Below are 21,040 nucleotides of genomic sequence, written 5' to 3' on the forward strand. Positions count from 1 at the left end.
GCCGCGGGGGATACTGGCCGCATGCGTCAGACGCCGCCGCCCGCAGCAGTCCCGGAGCCGATAACGGCCGACCCGCCGCACCCGGTGGACCGGCCCCTGCTCACCCAGTCGTGGCTCGACCTCGCCTTCCTGCACTGGGCCGCCGACCCGGCCGACGTCGCCCCACTGCTGCCCGCCGGTACCGCACCGGACACCCTGGACGGGGTCACGTACGTCGGCCTGGTGGCCTTCCGCATGCACCGGGTCGGCTGGTTCCGCCTGCCCGGCGTTCCCTACCTGGGTTCCTTCCCGGAGACCAACGTCCGCCTCTACTCGATCGACGCCCAGGGCCGCCGCGCCGTGGTCTTCCGCTCCCTGGATGCCTCCCGGCTGGTCCCGGTGGCCATCGGGCGGGCCGCATTCCGCATCCCGTACGTCTGGTCCCGGATGACGCTCCGTCACGACGGCGACACGGTCACGTACGCCGGGAGCCGCCGCTGGCCCGGCCCGCGCGGCGCGTACAGCCGGATCGCCGTCCGGGTCGGGGAGCCCGTCGCGGAGCCGACCGACCTCGAGCACTTCCTGACCGCTCGCTGGGGCATGCACACGGAGTTCCGCGGCCGGCCGCTGTACCTCCCGAACACGCACCCCCGCTGGCCGCTGCACCGCGCCGAACTGCTCGACTGCGACGAGAACCTGGTGGCGGCGGCGGGTCTGCCCGCCCCGGTCGGACCGCCGGTGAGCGTGCTCTACTCGCCGGGGGTCCCCGTACGGTTCGGGCGGCCGCAGCTCGCAAGGCCCTGAGCGCCCGACCCGCCCGCGGTGTCGGAGGGGGGCCGGGCGGCCGCCGCGTCCGGCGGGCTGCTTCACACGGGCGCCGACGACGGAGCCGGTGACGCCGTGCGCAGTGTGATCGAGCCCACCGGGCTGCGCGAACTGACCGCCTTCGTCGGAGCGGACGCGGCCGCCCTCCGGCTCGCCGTGTCGGGCGGGGTCCTGCTCGTCCTCCTCGCCGGATGGCTGGCCGTGGCGGTGCGGATGAGGGCCGGCCGTGGCTGGGCCCGTACGGTCCTCGGTATCGCGGGCGTGGGAAATCTGCTGTTCCTGGCCACCGACCTCAGCATGAGCGGTACGCAACCCGGCCTCGGCCCGGCCCTGGCCTCCCTTCCGGAGCTGCTCACCGCGGCGGCCGCGGTCCCGATGTTCCTGCCCGAGGCGCGTGCCCACTTCCGGGCCCGCCCGCACGGGGTCTGAACCCCACCGGGGACTACACCGCCGCGCGGGGCTCGCTGTCGCCGGGCGTGTCGTTCGTCACCTCGGCGGCGGCGGGATCCGTCGGTACGCCCAGCGGACCGGCCAGGTAGGCCAGCAGGCCGGCGATCTCGTGGCCGGCCTCGGCAGGGTGGCGGAAGCGGGCGCCGGGCGCCACCACGTAGCGGTTGCGCCGGCCGTCCCGGGTCCTGGTGAGGTACCCGTCCGCCTGGAGGTCGGTGACGATCGCCTGCACCGTGCGCTCGGTGAGACCGCAGTCCACCGCGATGTCACGCAGACGGATGCCCGGATCCCGCGAGATGGCGATGAGTACCCGGGCGTGGTTCGTCAGGAAGGTCCAGCCGTTGCGCCGGTGACCTGTGTGCTCGCTCTCCACACCCGCCATTCTTGAGGGATAACTCACGAAAAGCAATTCCAGAACCAGCTTTCCGGTATTACTTGACGTCTGTCCTCGACCCCGACAAGGTGCAGGGAAGCGGAGGCAGACTTCCGCACGACCCGAGCTATCGAGCGCACCGCAAGCACACGTGCCCAAGGAGCGAAGACGATGACCTTCACGGCCACGGCCGAGGCCATGACCCCGACGACGACCACCACGGGTGGAGCCGCAGGTGCCGCAGACGCCGCAGGACTGGGCGGGCTGCCGGACGTCCCCTGCCCACGGGAGCTGTCGACCAGCGATGCCCGGGAACTGACCCGTATCTTCTTCGAACGGCTGCAGAGCCTCGAAGAGGGCACTCACGCGTACCAGTACGTGCGCAACACGCTCATCGAGATGAACATCTCACTGGTGCAGTTCGCCGCCCGCCCGTTCCGTGACCGCCCCGGCGGACCCGAGAACGAGGACATCATCCAGGTCGGCGTCATCGGCCTGATCAAGGCGATCGACCGCTACGACCCCGAGCGGAACACGCAGCTCACCACGCTCGCCCTTCCGTACATCACGGGCGAGATCAAACGGCACTTCCGCGACACCACCTGGGCCGTGCGCGTTCCGCGCCGCCTCCAGGAGCTCCGCCTGGAGCTCGCGAAGGCCACGGAGGAGCTGACCGCCGAGACGGACCACGCGCCGACCCCCGCGGAACTCGCCGAGCGGCTGGACCTCACCGAGGACGAGGTCCGCCAGGGCCTGGTCGCGGCCAACGGCTACTCCACCCAGTCCCTCGACGTGCCCCAGGACAACGCGACCGGCGGCACCCAGGCGCCCACGGCCGCACGGGCTGCGCGCAGCCTCGCGGAGACCATGGGCGACATCGACCCCGCCCTGGAGGCGGTCGAGGACCGGCAGGCCCTCGCGCCGCTGCTCGCCGACCTGGACGAGCGCTGCACCCACATCCTGGAGCTGCGCTTCGGCCAGGAGATGACCCAGGCGGAGATCGGCGAGGAGATCGGTCTCTCCCAGATGCAGGTCTCCCGCCTGCTCACCCGCACTCTGGGCACCCTTCGCGCGGAGCTGCTGCACGACTGATCCGGGCGCGGCCGTCCGCAAAGGTCGGGCCGCCCCGGCCCGGTCCTCCCGACCGGGCGGGCTCAGGCGTGCCCGGGCGCCGGCCGCCACAGCCGCTCCGCGTCGAACTCGGCCCAGACGACCTTGCCGTGCGCGATGGCCTCGGCGCCCCAGCGGTCGGCGAGCCTGCGGACGAGCAGCAGGCCGTGACCGCCCGGAATGCCCGGAGTGCGCAGCCGCGCCCCGGGCGCCAGCCGCCGCAGGTCGCCGAGGCCGTCGTAGACCTCGACGCGGAACGCCGCACCGCCGCGGAGCAGCAGCTCGTGGCAGCCACCGCCGTGCAGGTTGGCGTTGGTGACCAATTCGGACACGACCAGCAGGGCGTCCTCGGACGCTTCCTGACCGACCCACCCCCAGTCCTCCAGCGCCTCACGCGCGAAGGCACGCCCCCGTGCGACCTGCCGGCGGGCGCCGTGCAGGGCGAGCCGACGGCGTTGTGCAAACGTCGGCCCCCGTGCGTCGCCCGATGTGCGCTCGCCGGTGTCCACTCCGATGGTCCGCACTGCGCCCTCACCTCGTCCTCGGCTCTGATGTCCCGCTATGTCGTGGTGCGCTTGTACCCACCCTCGCGCGGCGGACGCTCCCCTCCCACCCTCTTGCCCCACCCTCTCGCCCGTTCCTGTTCCCGAGACCCACCTCAGAGGAGTCATGAACAGCCTTCTGCGACTGCTTGCCGTCATCGGCGGCTCGATCGTGCTCACCCTCGTCGTGAGCCGGCTCACCGACCTGCTGCTGCGGCGCGCGGCGGCCCGCCACCCCGAGACACCGCTGTGGGACATGCTGCGCCGCTGCCGCACCGCGGTCCGGGTGCTGCTGTTCACCGCGGTGCTGCGCGGGGTGTACCGGCAGATCGAGTGGCAGCCGCTGCACGATCACGAGGCGTCCGTGGGCCGGATCCTGACGCTCGTACTGATCGGGGCGGGTGCCTGGTGCGTCGTCCTCGTCAGCTCCGCCGTCGTCGAGTCCTCCTACGCCCGCTACGCGCTCGGCACGCGCGACCCCTCCCGCCTGCGCAGGGTCCGTACCCAGGTGACGCTGATCATGAGGATCGTCACCGCCGTGGTCATCGTGGTCGCGGCCGCCGCGATGCTGCTGACCTTCCCGGACCTGCGCGCCGTCGGCACCTCGCTGCTGGCCTCGGCCGGCATCATCGGCATCGTCGCCGGTGTGGCCGCGCAGTCCACCCTCGGCAACCTCTTCGCCGGGTTCCAGATCGCCTTCGGCGACATGGTGCGCATCGGCGACACGGTCGTCGTCGCCGGCGAGTGGGGTGTGGTCGAGGAGGTCACGCTCACCTTCCTGGCCGTGCGCACCTGGGACGAGCGCCGGATCACCATGCCCGTCTCCTACTTCACCGGGCGGCCCTTCGAGAACTGGTCGCGCGGCGGGATCCAGATGACCGGCACGGTGTTCCTCCACTGCGACCACACCGCCCCCGTCGCGCTGATGCGCGAGAAGCTCAAGGAGGTCCTGGACGCCTGCGAAGCGTGGGACGGCCGCGGCTGGGACCTGTCGGTCACCGACACGACCGCCTCGACCATCGTGGTGCGGGCGATCGTCACCGCGAAGGACCCGGACGACCTGTGGACCGCCCGCTGCACGGTGCGCGAACAGCTGGTCGGCTGGCTGGCGGAGAAGCACCCGTACGCCCTGCCGAGGGTCTCCACGTCCTCGGCCGTCTCCCCGCCGACGTGGGAGGACGGAGTTTCGAAACGGTCACCCGGGTCAGACGCGTGAGGGAGAAGTCCAGCGACATGCGCAACACGGATGAGAGGAGTTCGCAGATGTCCAAGGTGGCACGCCTACCGGGCCGTGCGGAGCACCTGTGGCAGTGGCAGGAGGACGCGGCGTGCCGGGCGCTCGGTACGGACCGCTTCTTCCACCCGGCGGGGGAGCGCGGCGAGGAACGCTCGGTGCGGGAGCAGGAGGCCAAGGAGGTCTGCGGGCAGTGCCCGGTGCGGGCGCAATGCCTGAGCCACGCGCTGCGGGTGCAGGAGCCCTACGGTGTGTGGGGCGGCCTCACCGAGGACGAACGGCGGGCGCTGGGCGCCCGGACCCGCGCGCGCAGGGCCGGCTGACCGACCGGGCGCTCCGCGCCGTGCGCGGAGATCCACCCGGTCGGCAGGCCGGCGGACGGCCGGCGGACTGATCAGGGGCGCGCGTTGAGCTCCGCGACGATCGATGCGGGGGTAGGGCCGCTGCCGTCCGAGAGGCGGTGGAAGTCGACGGAGACGAAGTTCGGGTCCCGCCCCCCGGTGGCGGACCGGCACTGCTCGGCGATGCGATTGCGCAGCTTGCTGCCGTTGTCCAGAGCCGCGGTCAGGACGGTGGGGACGTTGCGGTGGTGGCTCATCGTGAACAGGCGGCGGAATCCGGGCTCCTGGCGGTCCAGCGGTACGTCGGACCAGCGGCTGACACAGGTGAGGTCGTTCCCCAGGTCCCCCAGGCTCCAGAAGTTGCTCACGGTCCAGGCCTTGTCGTACATGACACCCAGGTGCTCGCGGTCGGACCGGTCGGAGAAGATCAGCAGGCGTTTGCCCGCGGTGACGAGGTCGGCCACCTTGGGCCAGCCGTGCTGCCGTACGCCCCACTCGTCGGGCCGGAACACCATCTCCTGCAGACCTCTGACCCGGCCGAGGGACTGTTGCAACTGGTCTGCGCCGACGTAGTCCTCGAGGAAGACGGTCACGACCTCCTGCGGATGGGCGGCGAGGAAGTCCACCACGGTCTGCATCGTGCCGTGGAACGACTGCCGGGGCAGGGCGTAGGTGGCACCGGCGAAGGTCTTGCAGTCCCCGTGGCACAGGTACACGTCGCTGGGGTAGCAGTCGCTGCCGAAGCTGATGACGCACAGCCAGGTGCTGCGTTCGTACCAGTGGGTGTCGAGGCTCAGCCCGCGGACGCCGTTGTCGAGCTGGGCGCGCACGGACTCGGACTGGTTCACCGAACTCCAGCGGGAGTCCTCGTAGTTGGTGAAAGCGTTGTGGGTGGTGAGGAAGGCGACCTCGTCGAGCCGCCGGTCGCCCCAGCGGGCCGCCGCGGCGTCGGCCGACCCGGCCGCAGGAGCGGCGGCCGCCGTGGTCGCCGTACCCAGCAGGGCCAACAGGAGGAGTCCGACCAGGAGGCGCAGTCGCCCCCGTGGCCGCCTTGGCTGCATGTCCATGTCAATCATGGCGCGGAGGATAGCGCTCGGGGCGCCGATCCGCTGCACCCGGGACGCGAGCGGCCGAATGGTGGCGCCCCCTCGACCCGCCCCCTCACTCCGCGGCCCCGGCTCGCGCACGCCGCCGGATCGCGGTTTCGTGGAGACAGGGGCGTGTACCGATCAGGCGGAGGAGGGCGGATCATGCCCAGGCTCGGCCCCGTGACCGGCCGCCGCCGCTGCGCGACGGTCCTCGTGGCGGCAGCGATCTGCTCGTCGGCGCTCACCGCGCCGGTCCTGGCCGCCGACCGCGCCGAGCCGTCACCCTCGGCGACCGTCCCCCGGTTGGACTGGAGCCCCTGCAAGGCCGGCAGCCCGTACGACTGCGCCACCGCCGAAGTGCCGCTGGACCACGCCGCCCCGGCCGGCCGCGCCATCGATCTGGCCGTCGTGCGCCGCAAGGCGGGCGACCCCGCGAAACGCGTGGGCACCCTCTTCGTCAACCCGGGCGGCCCCGGCGGCCCCGGCACGGTGCAGGTGCCGCAGAACTACGACGGGTTCCCGAAGGAGCTGCGGGAACGCTTCGACATCATCAGCTGGGACCCGCGGGGGATCGGCAACAGTACGGCGGTGAACTGCTTCGACAGTCCCGAGGAGGCGAAGGCCTGGGGTGCGGGCAAGCCGGGCGGCTTCCCGGTGGGCGACAAGGAGCGCACGACCTGGATCGACGCCTACGAGGACCTCGGCCGCCGCTGCGAGAAGCGCGACCCCGACCTCCTGCGCCACGTCTCGACCGCCGACACCGCGCAGGACCTCGACCTGCTCCGCCGGGCGGTGGGGGAGCCGCAGCTCAACTACCTCGGCGTCTCCTACGGCACCATCCTGGGCGCCACCTACGCCAACCTCTTCCCCGGCAAGGTCCGGGCCATGGTGCTCGACAGCAACATCGACCCGCTGGCCTGGACGAACAACGCCTCGCCGAACGAACCACGGACCACGACCCTGCTGCGCATGGGCTCGGACCGCACCGCGGCGGCGACCCTCGACAAGTTCCTCGAGCTGTGCGGTTCCGCCACCACCGCCCGCTGCGCCTTCTCCGCCGGCAGCCCGGAAGCCACCCGCGACAAGTACGACCAGCTGATGGCGCGCCTGCGCGAGCACCCCGTGGGCCCGTGGACGTACGCCAACGCGGTCGCCGACACGGTGAGCGGCCTCTACATCGTCGACCCGGGCTGGGCCGATCTCGCCGCCCGGCTCCAGGACCTCTGGCAGGGCCGCACCCCGAAGCCGCCCCAGTACCCGCCACCGCCCCCGGTCGCGAACCCGAGTCCGTACCTGGGCGAGGAGCAGGCGGGGGCCGTATGGTGCGGCGACAGCCCCAACCCGCGCGACCCGGCCGTCTACGAGGGGCTCGCGCAGGAGAGCGCTCGGCGCACGGGCGACGCGGGGAGCTACTGGACGTGGTCCGGCGAGCCGTGCGCCACCTGGCCGGCCCGGGCCGCCAACCGGTACGACGGCCCGTGGGACAAGCCCACCGCGCACCCCATCCTGGTGATCGGCACCACCTACGACCCCTCGACGCCCCACTCCGACGCCCAGGCCATGGCTGGGGAACTGGCCGACGCCCGCCTGCTCACGAACAACGGGTACGGCCACACCGCACTCTTCAACAACAACAGCGCCTGCATCAACACGTATGAGAGCCGCTACTTCATCGACGGCACACTCCCGCCGCCCGGCACGACCTGCCGGCCGGACAGGATCCCCTTCTCCTGAAAGGGCCGACGGCCGCGTCACGGGACGAGGACGACCTTGCCGGCGACCGTGCCGGACTCGGCCAGGCGCATCGCCTCGGCGGCGCGGGCCAGCGGGATCTCGGCCGCCACCTTGGCCGTGATCTCACCCCGCTGCAGGGCCGTGAGCACCTGGGTGAGGTCGGAGCGCAGACGGGCCCGGAAGCGGCCCTTCGCAAAGGCGCGCCCGGCCCACACGTTGTAGAAGTACGCGCGGCGGCCGTTGGGCAGGGCGTTCCACACCCACACCCGGCCGAGCAGCTTGAGCACAGGCCACGAGCCGGAGCCCTCGTCGTCGCGGGTGGCGGCGCTGCCGTAGGAGACGAGCGTGCCGCCGGGGGCCAACAGCCCCCAGGACTCGGTGATGCCTTCGCCGCCGACGTGGTCGAAGACCGCGTCCACCCCGCCGGGCGCGAGAGAGCGTACCCGCGCGGCGACATTCCCGGACCGGTAGTCGATGGGGGTCACGCCGAGCGCGCGCAGCGCGTCGTGATGGCGGGTCGAGGCGGTGCCGATGACGTGGGCGCCCGCGGCCAGCGCAAGCTGGACCAGGATCGAGCCGACCCCGCCGTTGGCGCCGTGGACCAGTACGGTGTCGCCGGCGCGCACCCGGGCCTTGCGGTGGAGCATCTGCCAGGCGGTGATGCCGTTGACGACCGCGGTCTCCGCGTCCACCGGGCTGACTCCGTCGGGAACCTCCACCACGTCGTCGGCGGCGAGGGCGATGTGGCTCGCCCAGCCCCCCGTCTTCGTCAGGGCGGCCACCCGCTTGCCGACCAGGCCGGAACCCACCCCCGCGCCCACGGCCAGGACCGTGCCGACCAGGTCGTATCCGGGGACGAAGGGAAACGGCGGCTGGTCGTAGTAGCGGCCGCGCCGCATCTGCTGTTCGGCGAAGGACACACCGGTCGCCTCCATGGCGACGACCACCTGGCCGGCCGCCGGCGCCGGGACCGGTCCGCGGTGGAGCTGCAGGCCTTCCGGCTCGACCTTGCCCGGCAGGACGATCTCGACGCGCTCGACGGTGTTCGTCATGATGACCTCCGAAGTGTTTACATTTCTCATGTTCGTTAGAAGCTGTAACCAGAGTGAGTGCCTATCTCGCCGATGTCAAGGGAATGTCCCGCCCGGCCGTGAATGGATGTGCCGATAGTGATAGCTTCTAACTAAATGGCGTCGACCGGCGAGAGGTGGCGGGTATGACCGGAACGACGAAGACCCCGCGTGAGCGGTACCGGCAGTAGGTGCGCGAGGAGGTGAAGGACCGCGCCCGGCGGCTATCGCCGGTTCCGGCGCCCCCGCGCTGTCCCTCAACGCGATCGCCCCACCCGGACGCACCGCCGTCGGCGCTGCGCCGGGCCCTGACCTGCTGGAGCCGCCTGCACGGCGTACTGTCCCTGGAGCCATGCCGGCCACTTCACCGGCATGGACCTGGACCCGGCCCCTGCTCTTCGAGGCCGAGGTCGAAGCCCTCAGTGCCGGGTGAACCGCCTCTCGTGCGGCCCTGTCAGCGGTCGGCCGGTCGCGGGCGCCCGCTCGCTCACAGCCCGGTGACCTTGGCGCTCGCCGACAGCTCGTAGACCAGCGTGACCGTCTGCCGCCCGCCCGGGGCAAGCGCCACGTCCCAGCGGACAATGCCCTCGGCGTCGACCCCGTCCGGCGCCGGCGAGCAGGCCTCCTTGCGCAGGCGCACCTCCACCGCCGAGACCTCGGAGACCGGGATCCGCTCCCGGACGGCGATCACCCGCTCGCCGACGTCCCCGGGGGCCGAGAAACGCGACAGGTGCAGCCGCACCGTGCGGGTGACCACCGTCCGCTGGGTGAATCCGGCCGAGTCCCGGGACTCCTCGGCGTGCCGGACCACCCGGTGGTCGTCGCGGCTGCCGAAGGCGAGCTCGACCGGGGCGCCCGGAGCGGCGAACTCCAGCGTGCCGCGACCGCCGAATCCGCTGCCGCGGACCAGGTCCACCGGACCGGCGAGCAACGCATGGCCGGACCGGTTGTCGAAGGACACCACCTGCGTGACCAGCGGGGACAGCTCGGGCGAGCAGGAGTACTCACTGCCCGCCGCCGTGCTGAAGGCGGACAGCGGCACCCGGTGCGCGCGGCCGTCCCCCCGGACGGACACCGGGACGGGGGAGTGCAGCACCCGCGCCTCGCCGCCGTCGTCCACCCCGGGCAGGCCGAGCACGGGGGCCGCCGGGCCGAGGTCCCCGATCTCCTCCTCGCGCAGTTCGACGTCCACCGCGCGGCGCTCCGCCGCCGTACGGTCGACCAGCGCCAGACGGTCCTCGCCCAGCCGCGGTGGCTCGGTGGCCAGCGCGGAGCGTGCCGTGGACAGGGTCAGGCGTACGTCGGACCAGTCCTCGCCGGTGCGCTGCCAGACCATCGCGTCGGTCTCCAGCGTCAGCGAGTCCCCGTCGAGCACCGCCCGGTAGGCGGGCCGCCACAGCGCGCACGGGGTGAGGTGGCTCAGCCGCAGCCCGGCCGGCCCGGCGGCCGCCGCCTCCACGGTCAGCTCGACATGTCCGACCAGCTCGGCGGGCTCGGTCTCCGCCAGGTCCACGGCCTGCCGGGTCTCCCCGAGTTCGACCGCGAGGGCGGCCAGCCGGGTCTCCACGGTGCGCAGTTGCTCACCGGACGCGTCGCGTTCGCCGTCCACCCGGTCCGTCTCGCGGACCCAGCGGGCCCCGTCGCCCTCCCCGCGGCCGGCGCCCTCGCCGATCTCCCGCAGCAGATCGGCGGCCAGCCGGCCGAGCACGTCGAGGCGGGCGTGCAGCCGCTCGCGTTGCCGCCCCAGGGCGAGCTGCTCCTCCTCGAGGGCGTGCACGCGAAGGCGCAGGACGGAGTCCTCGTCGGCGGAGGGCAGCGGGCCGCGCGGCTCCCAGGTGCGCACGATCCGTACGTCGAGCACGGTGGCGGGGTGGTCGGCGGTCAACTCGGCGTGCAGGGTGCGGTCGACGGCCAGCGCGCTGACCGGACCGAGGCGCAGCCGCTGGACCCCTGCCTCCAGGTCCAGTACGACGCTGCGCTCGATGTGCGCGCGGTCCTCCAGAGCGGTGACGGCGGTGACGGGAAGGGCGATCGGCTTCGGGGCCGTGGACATGAGGGGTGTCAGCTCCTGCGGTTGCCGCCGACGAGGGCCTTGCCGGCCGGGATTCGGATCTCGTAGCCGCCGTCGAGGGCGACCTGCCCGCCCGCGGGCAGGTCCACCCGCCAGACGCGGATGCCCGGGGCGTGGTGTTCCGGGCCCGTACCGTCCTCGGGGGTGGTCCAGGTGGCGCGTTCCTCGACGCGGACGTCCGGTTCGCTGGAGACGGGCACCCGCTCGTGGACCTCTACGGTGACGGGCCCGGCGAGCCGGTTGGCCAGTTCCACATGAACCTGGTGGTCGAGCACGGTGGTGTTGTTGCGCAGGCCCGCGGTCGACTCGCGCAGGTTCGTACGGCGGGTGACCCGAATGCCCTCGGCGGGCCCGAGGCCCACCCGGCGGACCCCGCCGGGGGCGAGCGTGGGCAGCGCGGCGGTCAGCAGGAACTCGTCATCGACACTGACCTCCACCGGGCCGGCCAGCAGCGCCTGATCGGTGGCGTTGGAGAGGACCAGCGTCGCATACACGGTGGGTTCCACGGACGGCACGCAGACGTACTCGGTGCGCAGACCGACGGGGATCTCACCGACGGTGACGGTGTGCCAGGTGCCGTCCGACGGAATGTCGGCGCGGGCGGCGGCGTCGAAGCGGTGGTCGAACGAACCCGCCGACTCGCGGGGCCGCACGGCGTGCCCGGGCAGCGGTAGCCTGCCCACCGCGTCGGCACGGCGGCGGTGTTCGGCCGCCACGGGGTCGAGGGCGGAGTCCGGGAACAGCCGGCCCCTGCGACCGCCGTGCTCGTCGGGGCCGCACAGGACCAGGGCGGCGTAGTCGAGCTCGGCGCCGCTCGGCTGCGGCGGTCCCGCCGCCGGTTCGGGCGCGGCGGGTGCGGCGGGCGCCGGGGGCGCGGCCCGGCCGGGGGCCGCAGGTGCCGGAGGGGCCGCCGCCGGGGGCCCGCCGAAGCCCATGGCGCCGGCGCGCGACCGGGGAGCGGCCGGGCGGGCGGCGACGGGCTGCGCGGGCGCCGACTGGGCGAAGTCGGGCATCGGACCCCCGAAGGTCTCGGGGGAGCCGCCGTACGCGCCACCGGGCGCCGGGGGAGCGGCGTAGCTCTGCGGCACCGGCACGAATGCCGGTGCGGGCGGTGGCGGCGGAGGCGGTACGGGACCGGCCGCGGAGCCGACCCGGACGCCGGCGGGCAGGGCGGTCGGCGCGGGGCGCCGGGCGCCGGCCGCCTCGTACCCGGCGAACAGGTCGGCCAGACCCGCCGGAGGCTCGCGCCAGCCGGACGGCGCCGGGGCGGGCTGACGGCGCCCGATCCGGACCGATCGGAGCCTCGGCAGGTCGGTGCGGCGCCGCAGGTCGGCGGTGGCCAGTGCGATGCGCACACCGGTCCAGTCCTCGCCGGTGCGCTGGGCGACCGAGGCCCGCAGCACCAGGCGGCCGTCGCCGTTCCCCTGCCCGTGGATGAGCCGGTAGGCCGGAACCCAGACGGCGCCCGGAACCCCGTACTCGAGCTCCAGCTCGACCTCCCCGCCGCCCGGCCCGCCACCTTCCGCGTCACCGTCACCGTCACCGGCGCCGTCGAGGGTCAGGAGGGCGGAGACCGTGGTCTCCACGTGCGCCGACGGTGCGGCGGTGGAGGCGCGGGAGAGCCGGTCCGTGGCCACGCCGAGTTCGTGCTCGACATGGCGCAGGGCCTCATCCAACTCGGCCAGGCGGGCGTGCAGTCCCGTCAGCCGCCCGTCGACGAAGTCGGCCAACTCCAGCCACACGTCGACCGCGGTGCGGCGGTGCGGGTCCTCGGGATTGCGCTCCGGCGGCACCGGGTGCAGGGCCCTGATCTCCTCGATCAGGCCCAACTGGCGGTTCCGGCGGCCCTGCGCCGCCGCGTGGGCGTCCCGCAGTCGCTCGACCTCGCGCCGCAGCACGTCGGGTGCGCCGGCGCCGAGCGGCTCGGCCTCGACCTCCACGCGGGCCTCGGTGACGCGCACCCCGGCGGCGGCGAGAACGGTGGCCCGCAGCGAGGCCGGGTCCAGTGACCGGGGCAGTCCCGTCACGCGCACGCGGCCGTCCGTCGGCACGGAACCCCGGACCAACCGGCGGCAGAGCGCGCCCTGCGCGTACACCACGACCGAATCGAGGGTCGAGTCCCACCTCGGTGCTGTCTCCGCCGTCATGTACCGCGCCCCCTGCTCTGTGCGTGCCGATCGAAGCCTACGCCCGAGCGGACTTGGCGTCCGCGTCCCGGCCCACTCTTTCGGATCAGGCCCGATGTCAGTGGCCTGTCGTACGGTCAGGGGGTGTGCACGTCCGAAGAAGTCCGTGAAATCGCCCTCGCCCTCCCGGAGACGACCGAGAAGGAAGCCTGGGCGATGCCCACCTTCCGGGTTGCCGGGAAGATGTTCCTGACCCTGCCCGACGAGGAGACCTCGCTGGCCGTCCGCTGCCCCAAGGAGGAGCGTGACGAGCTGGTCCGCGCCGAACCCGGGAAGTTCTGGGTCGCGGACCACGAGGCCTCCTTCGCCTGGGTGCGGGCCCGCCTCGCGGCCCTCGACGACGCCGAAGAGCTCCGGGCGATCGTCCTCGACTCCTGGCGGCAGGCCGCCCCGCCCCGGCTGCTCCAGGACCACCCGGATCTCGGGCCCCCCGGCCCGGCCTGAGGCCGCCGCCGGATCGCGCTACGCCGCCGGGGGGCCCGCGTCGGCCCCGCGCGGGCTCGCCGGGACCGGCGTACGCGGGACGGGACGGCGGATATGGGGGGAACATGGTCATGTGCGAAACGTTCCGGGGCGCGATGAGAAGGCCGACCGGCGTGCGCTGAGCGAGGCACTGGTCGCGGCCTGCGCCGACGCGGGAGCGTCCATCGGCATGCTCTACCTGCCCGATCCCGACCCCGCCCGGCGCGTCCTGCACCTGACCTTGGCCTCCGGACTGTCCCGAGAGTTCGCCGCACCCTGGTCCCGGGTCGGCCTGGAGGACCCCATCCCGGTGGCCGACGCGGTCCGCGAAGGCCGCCTCGTCTGGCTCGGCGGCCAGGAGGACACGGCCCGCCGCTACCCACGGCTGGGCCTCGTCCTCCCGTACGACTTCGCCCTCGCGGCCGCCCCGCTGGCGCCGGAGACCCCGACGGGGGCGGGCCTGGTCCTCCTGTGGCCGGGCTCGCACGGGCCCGACCTCGACGAGCGGGAGCACAAGGCCCTGGAATCGGCCCTCTCCCACCTGACGCACGTCCTGCTGCGGGCCGTCGAGAAGGGCCTGCCGCTGCGCCCCACACCGCGTCCGGTCATCCTGCGACCACTGCCGCCCCCCACCCCGGGACCGGCCGAGGCGGCGGCCGCCATGGCCTTCGTACGGCGCCTGCCCGGGGGCAACTGCGCACTCGACCTGAACGGCACCATCACCTTCATCACCCAGGAGGCGGCCGACCTGCTCGGCGCACCCGTCTCCCACCTGCGCGGAGCCCTGCCCTGGGAGGCCCTGCCCTGGATGGACACGCCCGCCGTGGAGAACCACTACCGGGCCGTCGCGATGAGCCGACTGCCGCGCAGCTTCACCACGCCCCGCCCCACCGGAGAGCAGGTGCGTTTCGATCTCTACCCGGACAACACCGGCATCAGTGTCCGCATCACCACGGGGAGTGACCGGACCGACCCGCCGGCTCCCGTCCCGCCCGGATCCCCCGACCAGTCCGCGCCCAGCCGGGCCACCGCGCTCTATCCGCTCATGCTGCTGGCCGCCACCCTCACCGAGGCCGCCCACGCCCAGGACGTCGTGGAGAAGGCCGCGGACCAGATCGTGCCCTCGCTCGGAGCCCACGCCATGGCCCTCCTGGCCGAGCGGGACGGCCGGGTCAGGGTCGTCGGCCACCGCGGATACTCTGCGGCGCACATGGCGGACCTCGACGGCACACCCGTCTCGGCCGACACCGCCACCACCCACATCCTGCGCACCGCCACCCCCCTGTTCTTCGGTGCGGTGGACGAGCTCCTGGCCGCCCACCCGGACGCGCCGATCGAGGACGGCATGGCCGCCTGGGCGTTCCTTCCCCTGATCGCCTCCAACCGTCCCGTCGGCTGCCTCGTCCTCGCCTACACACACCCCCGCGCCTTCGCGCCCGGCGAACGCGCCGTCCTGACCTCGATCGCCGGACTGATCGCGCAGGCCCTGGACCGCGCCCGCCTCTACGACGCCACCCACCAGCTCGCCCGCAGCCTGCAGACCGGTCTCCTGCCCCACAACCTGCCCGGCGTTCCCGGACTCGAGGTGGCCGCCCGCTACCTGCCCGCCAGTCACGGCCTCGACGTCGGTGGCGACTTCTACGACCTCATCCGCATCGACGACACCACCGTCGCGGCCGCCATCGGCGATGTCCAGGGCCACAACGTGAACGCAGCCGCGCTCATGGGACAGGTCCGCACCGCCGTCCACGCCAGCGCCGGCGCACCCCCGGAGGAGGTCCTCGCCCGTACCAACCGGCTCCTGACCGACCTCGAACCGGGGCTGTTCACCAGCTGCCTGTACGTTCACCTCGACCTCGCCGGCCACACCGCCCGCCTGGCATCGGCCGGCCACCCGCCACCCCTGCTGCGCCGGCCCGGCGGTCCCGCCGAGCTGCTGGGTCTGCCGGCCGGACTGCTCCTGGGCATCGACCCCAAGGCCGCGTACACGGCCGTCGAGATCCCCTTCAGCCCCGGCGCCTTCCTCGCCCTCTACACCGACGGACTCGTCGAGGCCCCCGGCCGGGACATCGAGGACGCCATCGGCGCGGTCGCGACGCGCATCACCGAGGCTCCCGAGCGCCACCCGCTCGGCGACCTTGCGGACGAGCTCATCGAGCACGCCCACCGTGACGCCCCGCGCACCGACGACATCGCCCTCCTGCTGCTGCGAACCGAGGGCACCGGTCCCTCCGGGGGGCAGCGCCACCGCTGAACCGCCGAACCCACCCCACGGACGGCGGCGGCGGTGCGCGGCGGTGCGGCCCAACGCCCTGCGTCGGGACGAACCAGCGTCTTGCCGGCCCTGTCTCGCGGCGGCCTCGCGCAGCTGCGCCGAAACACCGAGGCCGGAGCCCGGCTGTTCGAGGAACTCGGCGACCGGTGGGCCGGGCGCAGCGGGGGTACGTGGCCGAAACGCGCGGGGACGCCGCGTCGCGGAGGCCCGTCACCGGGAGGGCCGGGCTGCGGCCCGCCGGTCGGGGGACCCCAGGGCCCGCGCCCTGGCCTTCGAGGCACTGGCCGGCGCCGGGGCGGTGGCCGGCGACCGCCTTTGAGGTGGCGCGCGCCGAGGCAGGTATTTCCGGCCATTTCTCGGTACGGTGCTGACATGCTCCTGACACTTCAAGGTCGCTGTGGGACTCTCCCGGCACGCACTCCGCACACTCTGTGAGGCCGCGCGCCTCGCCCACCCCCACCAGTACGTGGCATGGAGGAGCGAACCATGAGGCACATCACGCACAGCAACCGGAACCCCCGCACCACCCACATCGCACGTCTCGCCGGGATCGCGACACTGGTCGTCGCGGCGGCCTTCGCCGGGACCGGCGCCGCACTCGCCCAGGGAGCCGGCGCGTCGGCCGTCGACCAGAAGGTCGACGGCGTGATGGTGGTCTCCGGCAACAGCTGCAGCTGGACCAACGCGAACACGAGCTCCGTTCCCCCCAACGCCCTCACGGTCGACCGCGCGAGCATCAACACCCCGGGCGGCAACCTGGCCTGCGGCGGCGGCATCGTCGCCTCCCTCAACAACAACCCCGCCTTCACCTTCGACGACGCCGCCGGCACGGCCCGGACCGATCTGATCGACATCACCGGCAGGCTGAGCTTCATCTCCTGCCGCTACAAGGCGACGGACATCGTGTGGGACCGCGACGCGACGAGCCGGAAGTACATCAACCGGGCTTTCACGGCCGCCAAGACCTCGGGCAGCTTCCTGTGTCCGGGCTCGGTCACCACCCCGGTCGGCGACGCGTCGATGCTGTTCCACTGAACCGGAAACGGCCGGCCGGACGGGGCGGCCGGGGGGCAGGGACGCCCCCCGGCCGCCCGGTCGGCGAGGACGGCCTCGCGGTCCTGGCCCGGCCCGAACCGGCCCGGGCGCTTTTTCCGGACCCGCGGAAGGAACCGGCCGCCGTCGTCGCCGGCCTGCCGGAGGAGGACCTGCGCGAACTCAGGGTCTGCGGGCGGATCACCAGGCATGCGCGGCCCCCGAAGAACGGTGTGGGCGTTGACATCCGGCGCAGGGGACAACTCCCGCGCGGGCGGCATGCGGTCGCCCGGCCCGCATTCCCCTTCGGCGATGGCGCGCCGCATGGCCCCGGCCACCTGCTCGTGCAGAGGGCGGTTGTCCGCGATGTTCAGACGGAGAAGCAAGATGTGAGTGACGCTGGCACTATCCACTCCCTTGGATCCGGGTGGTGGCGAAAATGCCGGCTCCGACGGTCGAACCGGATCGCGGGGCCCCTCGTGTGAGGGGCATGAACACGCCTTCCGCCGGCCTCCGCGCGAGAGCCTCCGAGCACGCACTCCTGCCGCTGCGCCTCTTCCTGGGCGTCACATTCGTCTACGCCGGTCTGGACAAGCTGACCGATCCGGCGTTCCTGTCAGTCACCGGTGACGGCTCGATCGGCCAGCAGATGGAAGCGGTGCGGGACGCCGCGGCGGTGCCGGGTCTGATCGATCTCTCCCTGAACAACCCGGTCGGCTTCGGCATCGCCATCGCCGCCGGGGAACTGGCCGTCGGACTGGGCGCCCTGGCCGGTCTGCTGACCCGGCTCGCGGCCCTCGGCGGCGCGCTGATCTCCCTCAGCCTGTGGTTGACCATGAGCTGGTCGACGAACCCGTACTACTTCGGCGCGGACCTGATCTACCTGCTGGCCTGGACCCCGCTGCTCCTGGCCGGCGCGCCGACCCTGTCCCTCGACGCGCTGCTCCACCGGCGGCGCGGTGCGACCGGGCGGGGGCGCACCGACTCGGGCCCCGTCGCGAGAACGGGACCGAGTGCGGGCCTGAGTGCGGGGCCGGGCGCGGGCGGCCGGCGGGCCCGGGGACGGGCCCGCGCCCGGGTCAGTCCGTGATCCGCTCCAGCGGGCGGCCGCGAGCGGCCATCGACGAAGCCCCCTCTCCTGTCGGACAGGAGAGGGGGCTTCGTCGATCAGGGGCGGTTCACAGGGCGCTCTTCGTCGCGCTGGAGACGACGCACTCCCTGTACTCGCTGCCGTCGCCCTTGCCTGTGTACGGCGTGGTGGCCTCGGCCTGCTGGGACGCACCCGCCTTGACGCTGAGGTCGGTGACCTTGGCCTGGGCGGAGGCGGCCGCCGAGGCGGTGTCCCCGCGGAACTTCATGGTGATGTTGTAGGTCTGGTCCAGCGAGCCGGAGTTGGTGACGGTGATCTTGGCGACGAGGTTCTTGCCCGCGTCGTCCATCTCGCAGGCGTCGATCCTGATGTCGCGCTCGGCCTTGTTCTTGCCGGATCCGCCGGTGACGGACGAGCCGCCCGAGGTGCTGGTGCTGCCGCTCGTGCTGTCACTGTCGTGGCTGCCGCCGCTGGACCCCGAGCCGGAACTGCCGCAGCTGGCGCCGTGGGAGCCGCGGGCTCCGGTGAGTGCGAAGATTGCGATGCCGAAGACGGCAACCGCGCGGACATGGCGAAGCTTCACGTGAACCCCGTTGGAATAGCAGTGCGCGAGAGGCCCGACTTGATGGGCGCATGTCACGCCACAGAACGTGCCGCCACCGGGCCCACCAGCGGGTGGGCGGCAGGTCCCAGATCGCTTCGTAGCCGCTCTGCAGCATGGTTGCGAAGGACAGGCCGAACACGGTCAGCACCGCGAGCCCGAAGGCCGTCGTGGTCCGCCACGCCTGGCCGGGCAGGGTGAACAGCCGGTCGATCTCCGCCTCGGCGGCCGGCGATACGCCGAGCCCGTCCCCCAGCCACTGCGCGAAGCCTTCGCCGGTAGCGGTGTTCGCCGCCGACACGACGATCAGCAGCGGTACGAGCGTCAGGAACCCGAGCGCCGAGAAGCTCAGGGAGCGTTGCCACAGGTCCGCGTCCCGGATCCGCGCCCAGCGGCGTCCGGCCCGCGCGCGGCGTATCGCACTGCGTATCCGTCCGACGGGCGACAGCCGACCCCGTCCGCCCGACCCGGTCATGTGTCCGGAGCCGGGGGAGAGGTGACGAGCATGGCCGCTCCAGATGTCGCTCCCACGATAGGACGCGGGCGCCACGGAAGCCATCATGCGGAACGTGTGGGAGAGGGGATGCGGCCCGGCTCGCCGTGACGTCCGGTCGCAGAGGTCAGGCCGGCCGGTCCTGAGGTGCCACCACCGTGAACAGCGCCCCGTCGGGATCGGCGAGCACGACCCACCGGCTCACGGTGGACGTATGGACCGGCGATGCGGTCCTGCCGCCCAACCGGGTCGCTGCCTCGATGACGGCCTCCAGGTCGGGCACCCGGAAGTGGACGTGCCAGCGGGGACGCACCTCGGGGTCCGGCGCCGCTTCGAGCGCACCGCCGCTGATACGGGCCACCGTGTCGTGCCCGTGGCGCAGGACGACATGGGCGTGCTCGTACGAGACCGCGCAGCAGCCGGGACGACCGCCGGCCCAGTCGAGGACCTCCCCGTAGAAGATGGCGGCCGCGAACGCGTCCCGGGTCCGCAGCTCCAGCCAGGCCGGCGCGCTGCCGCGGCCGACCGACCAGTCGGGCACGACCTCGCCCTGCCAGAACCCGAAGACCGCCCCCGCGGGGTCCGCCGCGAGGGCGATGCGGCCGGTACCGAACGCCACGGGGCCGACCGCCATGGTGGCGCCGCGCTCCAGGATCCGGGCGGCGGTGAGGTCGGCGTCCTCGACGGCGAAGTACGGCGTCCACACCACCGGCGCGCCGCCGCGCGTGCCGCCGAGCGTGCCGATGCCGGCGACGGGCGCCCCGTCGCGGAAGGCGACCAGAATTCCGCCCCCGAGGTGGGTGGGACGGAAGTCCCAGCCGAGCGCGCCGGCGTAGAACCGCTGTGTGGATTCGAGATCCCGGGCCATCAGGCTGACCCAGCACGGGGCGCCGCAGATCTCATGGCTCGATGTCGACACAGCTGTCAGCCTCATCTGCCGTTCACGGGGGACGGGACCCTTCCACCGTAGTCCCGGGGACGGCGCCGGGCCGCGAGGCTGTGCCAGGCGACCGGCTGGATTCCGGGGGTCCGGGCCGCGGTGTTTGGCCGGTGGCAGGGCGGGCACCCGCGTCAACACATACGGAAGGGCCCCACGGATTCACCCTGCCGGAGGAGTTGTTTCGCGTGACTGAGCACGTGTGGAGCTACGGTCCGGCCTCGGGCCACCTGGCCTGGGCGGACCTCACCGGATACGGGGTCGAGGCGAGCGACGGCCATATCGGGAAGGTCGACAAGCACTCCTACGAGGTCGGCGACGCCTACCTGGTCGTCGACATCGGTGTGTGGATCTTCGGCAAGGAGGTCCTCCTTCCGGCGAGCACCGTGTCGCGTATCGACCTGGAGGACGAGAAGGTCTACGTGAACACCACGAAGGACCAGATCAAGAGGGCTCCCGAGTTCCACCGGGACAAGCACCTGCAGGATCCCGGCTACCGGGAGGAACTCGGTACCCACTACGGCATCGGAGGGTTGCCCGGGCAGGGCCCCTCCGGCAGCCACCGCGCCTGAGACCGATGCGGCGGGATTTCCGCCGCTGAAAAAATAGGCACGGCACTGATAAAGATGAATTTCGAGGGTACACGCCTCTCGAGACGCCAAGGCGGAGCCAACTGGTCCGCCGAATTCCGAAGTGGGAACGAGGGCATCATGATTCTTGTCGGTCTTATTCTCCTGCTCGTCGGATTTCTGACCGGGATCTCCATCCTGTGGACCATCGGGATCATCCTGCTCGTGGTGGGCGCGGTGCTGTGGATCCTGGGCTCGGTCGGGCATGCGGTCGGCGGCCGACGCCACTACTGGTAGCCGACCGGCACTGCGCCGCGAGAGGCGTGGCCAGTTCCCATTTCTCTTTCCATCTCCAGGGAGTGATCAGCTGTGTCGGACAAGGAGAAGAGCCGGGCCAAGGTCGAGCAGGCCAAGGGAAAGGCCAAGGAAACCGTCGGCCGCGCGGTGGGCAACGAAAGCATGACCGCCGAGGGGCGCGCCGAAAAGGCCAAGGGTGACGCCCGGCAGGCCAAGGAAAAGGTCAAGGATGTTTTCAAGCGCTGACGCGCTCCGGAGTTCCGCCGAGGTCCCGTTCCCGT

The 21,040-nt window shown here is 72.8% G+C and carries 20 protein-coding genes and 3 pseudogenes; 14 read left to right on the forward strand and 9 right to left on the reverse strand.

What is annotated here, in order from left to right:
• Positions 1 to 21: 21 nt before the first annotated feature.
• On the forward strand, positions 22 to 783 hold the full coding sequence (locus ACIQZO_RS30665; protein ID WP_403632600.1) for a YqjF family protein: 762 nt from the start codon (positions 22 to 24) through the stop codon (positions 781 to 783).
• A 96-nt stretch (positions 784 to 879) separates the two neighbouring features.
• Positions 880 to 1,233: a hypothetical protein gene (locus ACIQZO_RS30670; RefSeq protein WP_403632257.1), complete on the forward strand. Its 354-nt coding sequence runs from the start codon at positions 880 to 882 to the stop codon at positions 1,231 to 1,233.
• Positions 1,234 to 1,246: 13 nt separating this feature from the next.
• On the opposite strand, the gene ACIQZO_RS30675 is transcribed toward ACIQZO_RS30670, so the two are convergent.
• Positions 1,247 to 1,636: a helix-turn-helix transcriptional regulator gene (locus ACIQZO_RS30675; RefSeq protein ID WP_403632260.1), complete on the reverse strand. Its 390-nt coding sequence runs from the start codon at positions 1,634 to 1,636 to the stop codon at positions 1,247 to 1,249.
• 162 nt (positions 1,637 to 1,798) lie between these two features.
• Here ACIQZO_RS30675 and ACIQZO_RS30680 point away from each other — a divergent pair, with 162 nt between their 5' ends.
• Positions 1,799 to 2,719, forward strand: a complete 921-nt coding sequence (locus tag ACIQZO_RS30680; RefSeq protein ID WP_403632263.1) for a SigB/SigF/SigG family RNA polymerase sigma factor — start codon at positions 1,799 to 1,801, stop codon at positions 2,717 to 2,719.
• 62 nt (positions 2,720 to 2,781) lie between these two features.
• On the opposite strand, the gene ACIQZO_RS30685 is transcribed toward ACIQZO_RS30680, so the two are convergent.
• Complete coding sequence (locus tag ACIQZO_RS30685) at positions 2,782 to 3,261, reverse strand: ATP-binding protein (protein WP_403632266.1); 480 nt, start codon at positions 3,259 to 3,261, stop codon at positions 2,782 to 2,784.
• 145 nt (positions 3,262 to 3,406) lie between these two features.
• Here ACIQZO_RS30685 and ACIQZO_RS30690 point away from each other — a divergent pair, with 145 nt between their 5' ends.
• Positions 3,407 to 4,495, forward strand: coding sequence for a mechanosensitive ion channel family protein (locus ACIQZO_RS30690; protein ID WP_403632269.1), 1,089 nt, complete (start codon positions 3,407 to 3,409; stop codon positions 4,493 to 4,495).
• 47 nt (positions 4,496 to 4,542) lie between these two features.
• The gene (locus ACIQZO_RS30695) at positions 4,543 to 4,836 is read left to right on the forward strand and encodes a WhiB family transcriptional regulator (RefSeq protein WP_403632272.1); all 294 of its coding nucleotides are present in this window, start codon (positions 4,543 to 4,545) and stop codon (positions 4,834 to 4,836) included.
• Positions 4,837 to 4,907: 71 nt separating this feature from the next.
• Here ACIQZO_RS30695 and ACIQZO_RS30700 read toward each other — a convergent pair whose 3' ends face one another.
• Complete coding sequence (locus ACIQZO_RS30700; RefSeq protein ID WP_403632275.1) at positions 4,908 to 5,930, reverse strand: PI-PLC domain-containing protein; 1,023 nt, start codon at positions 5,928 to 5,930, stop codon at positions 4,908 to 4,910.
• A 174-nt stretch (positions 5,931 to 6,104) separates the two neighbouring features.
• On the opposite strand from ACIQZO_RS30700, the gene ACIQZO_RS30705 reads away from it, so the two are divergent.
• The gene (locus ACIQZO_RS30705; RefSeq protein ID WP_403632278.1) at positions 6,105 to 7,676 is read left to right on the forward strand and encodes an alpha/beta hydrolase; all 1,572 of its coding nucleotides are present in this window, start codon (positions 6,105 to 6,107) and stop codon (positions 7,674 to 7,676) included.
• A 17-nt stretch (positions 7,677 to 7,693) separates the two neighbouring features.
• On the opposite strand, the gene ACIQZO_RS30710 is transcribed toward ACIQZO_RS30705, so the two are convergent.
• Entirely contained in the window at positions 7,694 to 8,728 is a 1,035-nt protein-coding gene (locus ACIQZO_RS30710) for a medium chain dehydrogenase/reductase family protein (RefSeq protein WP_403632280.1), read from the reverse strand.
• A gap of 299 nt (positions 8,729 to 9,027) precedes the next feature.
• Between ACIQZO_RS30710 and ACIQZO_RS30715 the strand changes: the two are divergent.
• Positions 9,028 to 9,179, forward strand: a pseudogene (locus tag ACIQZO_RS30715) (TetR-like C-terminal domain-containing protein); the annotation flags it as partial.
• 54 nt (positions 9,180 to 9,233) lie between these two features.
• Here ACIQZO_RS30715 and ACIQZO_RS30720 read toward each other — a convergent pair.
• On the reverse strand, positions 9,234 to 10,799 hold the full coding sequence (locus ACIQZO_RS30720) for a DUF4139 domain-containing protein (protein ID WP_403632282.1): 1,566 nt from the start codon (positions 10,797 to 10,799) through the stop codon (positions 9,234 to 9,236).
• Between the two features lie 8 nt (positions 10,800 to 10,807).
• Positions 10,808 to 12,964 (reverse strand): DUF4139 domain-containing protein, encoded by a 2,157-nt coding sequence (locus ACIQZO_RS30725; protein ID WP_403632284.1) that lies wholly within the window; start codon positions 12,962 to 12,964, stop codon positions 10,808 to 10,810.
• 123 nt (positions 12,965 to 13,087) lie between these two features.
• On the opposite strand from ACIQZO_RS30725, the gene ACIQZO_RS30730 reads away from it, so the two are divergent.
• From ACIQZO_RS30730 to ACIQZO_RS30740, 3 genes are all read left to right on the forward strand, one after another.
• Complete coding sequence (locus tag ACIQZO_RS30730) at positions 13,088 to 13,447, forward strand: MmcQ/YjbR family DNA-binding protein (protein ID WP_403632287.1); 360 nt, start codon at positions 13,088 to 13,090, stop codon at positions 13,445 to 13,447.
• Positions 13,448 to 13,559: 112 nt separating this feature from the next.
• On the forward strand, positions 13,560 to 15,719 hold the full coding sequence (locus ACIQZO_RS30735) for a SpoIIE family protein phosphatase (protein ID WP_403632290.1): 2,160 nt from the start codon (positions 13,560 to 13,562) through the stop codon (positions 15,717 to 15,719).
• A 507-nt stretch (positions 15,720 to 16,226) separates the two neighbouring features.
• The gene (locus ACIQZO_RS30740) at positions 16,227 to 16,775 is read left to right on the forward strand and encodes a hypothetical protein (RefSeq protein ID WP_403632293.1); all 549 of its coding nucleotides are present in this window, start codon (positions 16,227 to 16,229) and stop codon (positions 16,773 to 16,775) included.
• A 209-nt stretch (positions 16,776 to 16,984) separates the two neighbouring features.
• Here ACIQZO_RS30740 and ACIQZO_RS30745 read toward each other — a convergent pair.
• Positions 16,985 to 17,158 (reverse strand): annotated as a pseudogene (locus ACIQZO_RS30745) (GntR family transcriptional regulator); the annotation flags it as partial.
• A gap of 104 nt (positions 17,159 to 17,262) precedes the next feature.
• Between ACIQZO_RS30745 and ACIQZO_RS30750 the strand changes: the two are divergent.
• Positions 17,263 to 17,730 (forward strand): annotated as a pseudogene (locus tag ACIQZO_RS30750) (TQO small subunit DoxD); the annotation flags it as partial.
• 220 nt (positions 17,731 to 17,950) lie between these two features.
• On the opposite strand, the gene ACIQZO_RS30755 reads toward ACIQZO_RS30750, so the two are convergent.
• Together ACIQZO_RS30755 and ACIQZO_RS30760 are read right to left on the reverse strand one after the other, a co-directional pair.
• Complete coding sequence (locus ACIQZO_RS30755) at positions 17,951 to 18,445, reverse strand: hypothetical protein (protein ID WP_403632296.1); 495 nt, start codon at positions 18,443 to 18,445, stop codon at positions 17,951 to 17,953.
• 638 nt (positions 18,446 to 19,083) lie between these two features.
• Positions 19,084 to 19,824 (reverse strand): VOC family protein, encoded by a 741-nt coding sequence (locus ACIQZO_RS30760; RefSeq protein ID WP_403632602.1) that lies wholly within the window; start codon positions 19,822 to 19,824, stop codon positions 19,084 to 19,086.
• A gap of 257 nt (positions 19,825 to 20,081) precedes the next feature.
• Between ACIQZO_RS30760 and ACIQZO_RS30765 the strand changes: the two genes are divergently transcribed.
• The 3 genes from ACIQZO_RS30765 (at position 20,082) to ACIQZO_RS30775 (ending at position 21,005) form a co-directional block, all read left to right on the forward strand.
• A complete protein-coding gene (locus ACIQZO_RS30765; RefSeq protein ID WP_403632299.1) occupies positions 20,082 to 20,465 on the forward strand; it encodes a PRC-barrel domain-containing protein in 384 nt (127 codons plus the stop codon).
• 138 nt (positions 20,466 to 20,603) lie between these two features.
• On the forward strand, positions 20,604 to 20,759 hold the full coding sequence (locus ACIQZO_RS30770; RefSeq protein WP_184792125.1) for a DUF6131 family protein: 156 nt from the start codon (positions 20,604 to 20,606) through the stop codon (positions 20,757 to 20,759).
• 72 nt (positions 20,760 to 20,831) lie between these two features.
• Positions 20,832 to 21,005, forward strand: coding sequence for a CsbD family protein (locus ACIQZO_RS30775; protein ID WP_403632302.1), 174 nt, complete (start codon positions 20,832 to 20,834; stop codon positions 21,003 to 21,005).
• Positions 21,006 to 21,040: the final 35 nt, after the last annotated feature.

Origin of the sequence: Streptomyces sp. NPDC097617 (assembly GCF_044761485.1) — a bacterium.
GTDB lineage: Bacteria > Actinomycetota > Actinomycetes > Streptomycetales > Streptomycetaceae > Streptomyces.

What these genes read in the sequence shown, in the direction of transcription:
- ACIQZO_RS30770 (WP_184792125.1), top strand. Translation starts at nt 20,604, where the DNA reads ATGATTCTTGTCGGTCTTATTCTCCTGCTCGTCGGATTTCTGACCGGG.
- ACIQZO_RS30700 (WP_403632275.1), bottom strand. Translation starts at nt 5,930, where the DNA reads ATGATTGACATGGACATGCAGCCAAGGCGGCCACGGGGGCGACTGCGC.
- ACIQZO_RS30665 (WP_403632600.1), top strand. Translation starts at nt 22, where the DNA reads ATGCGTCAGACGCCGCCGCCCGCAGCAGTCCCGGAGCCGATAACGGCC.
- ACIQZO_RS30725 (WP_403632284.1), bottom strand. Translation starts at nt 12,964, where the DNA reads ATGACGGCGGAGACAGCACCGAGGTGGGACTCGACCCTCGATTCGGTC.
- ACIQZO_RS30710 (WP_403632280.1), bottom strand. Translation starts at nt 8,728, where the DNA reads ATGACGAACACCGTCGAGCGCGTCGAGATCGTCCTGCCGGGCAAGGTC.
- ACIQZO_RS30695 (WP_403632272.1), top strand. Translation starts at nt 4,543, where the DNA reads ATGTCCAAGGTGGCACGCCTACCGGGCCGTGCGGAGCACCTGTGGCAG.
- ACIQZO_RS30680 (WP_403632263.1), top strand. Translation starts at nt 1,799, where the DNA reads ATGACCTTCACGGCCACGGCCGAGGCCATGACCCCGACGACGACCACC.
- ACIQZO_RS30740 (WP_403632293.1), top strand. Translation starts at nt 16,227, where the DNA reads ATGAGGCACATCACGCACAGCAACCGGAACCCCCGCACCACCCACATC.
- ACIQZO_RS30675 (WP_403632260.1), bottom strand. Translation starts at nt 1,636, where the DNA reads ATGGCGGGTGTGGAGAGCGAGCACACAGGTCACCGGCGCAACGGCTGG.
- ACIQZO_RS30690 (WP_403632269.1), top strand. Translation starts at nt 3,407, where the DNA reads ATGAACAGCCTTCTGCGACTGCTTGCCGTCATCGGCGGCTCGATCGTG.
- ACIQZO_RS30760 (WP_403632602.1), bottom strand. Translation starts at nt 19,824, where the DNA reads ATGGCCCGGGATCTCGAATCCACACAGCGGTTCTACGCCGGCGCGCTC.
- ACIQZO_RS30720 (WP_403632282.1), bottom strand. Translation starts at nt 10,799, where the DNA reads ATGTCCACGGCCCCGAAGCCGATCGCCCTTCCCGTCACCGCCGTCACC.
- ACIQZO_RS30705 (WP_403632278.1), top strand. Translation starts at nt 6,105, where the DNA reads ATGCCCAGGCTCGGCCCCGTGACCGGCCGCCGCCGCTGCGCGACGGTC.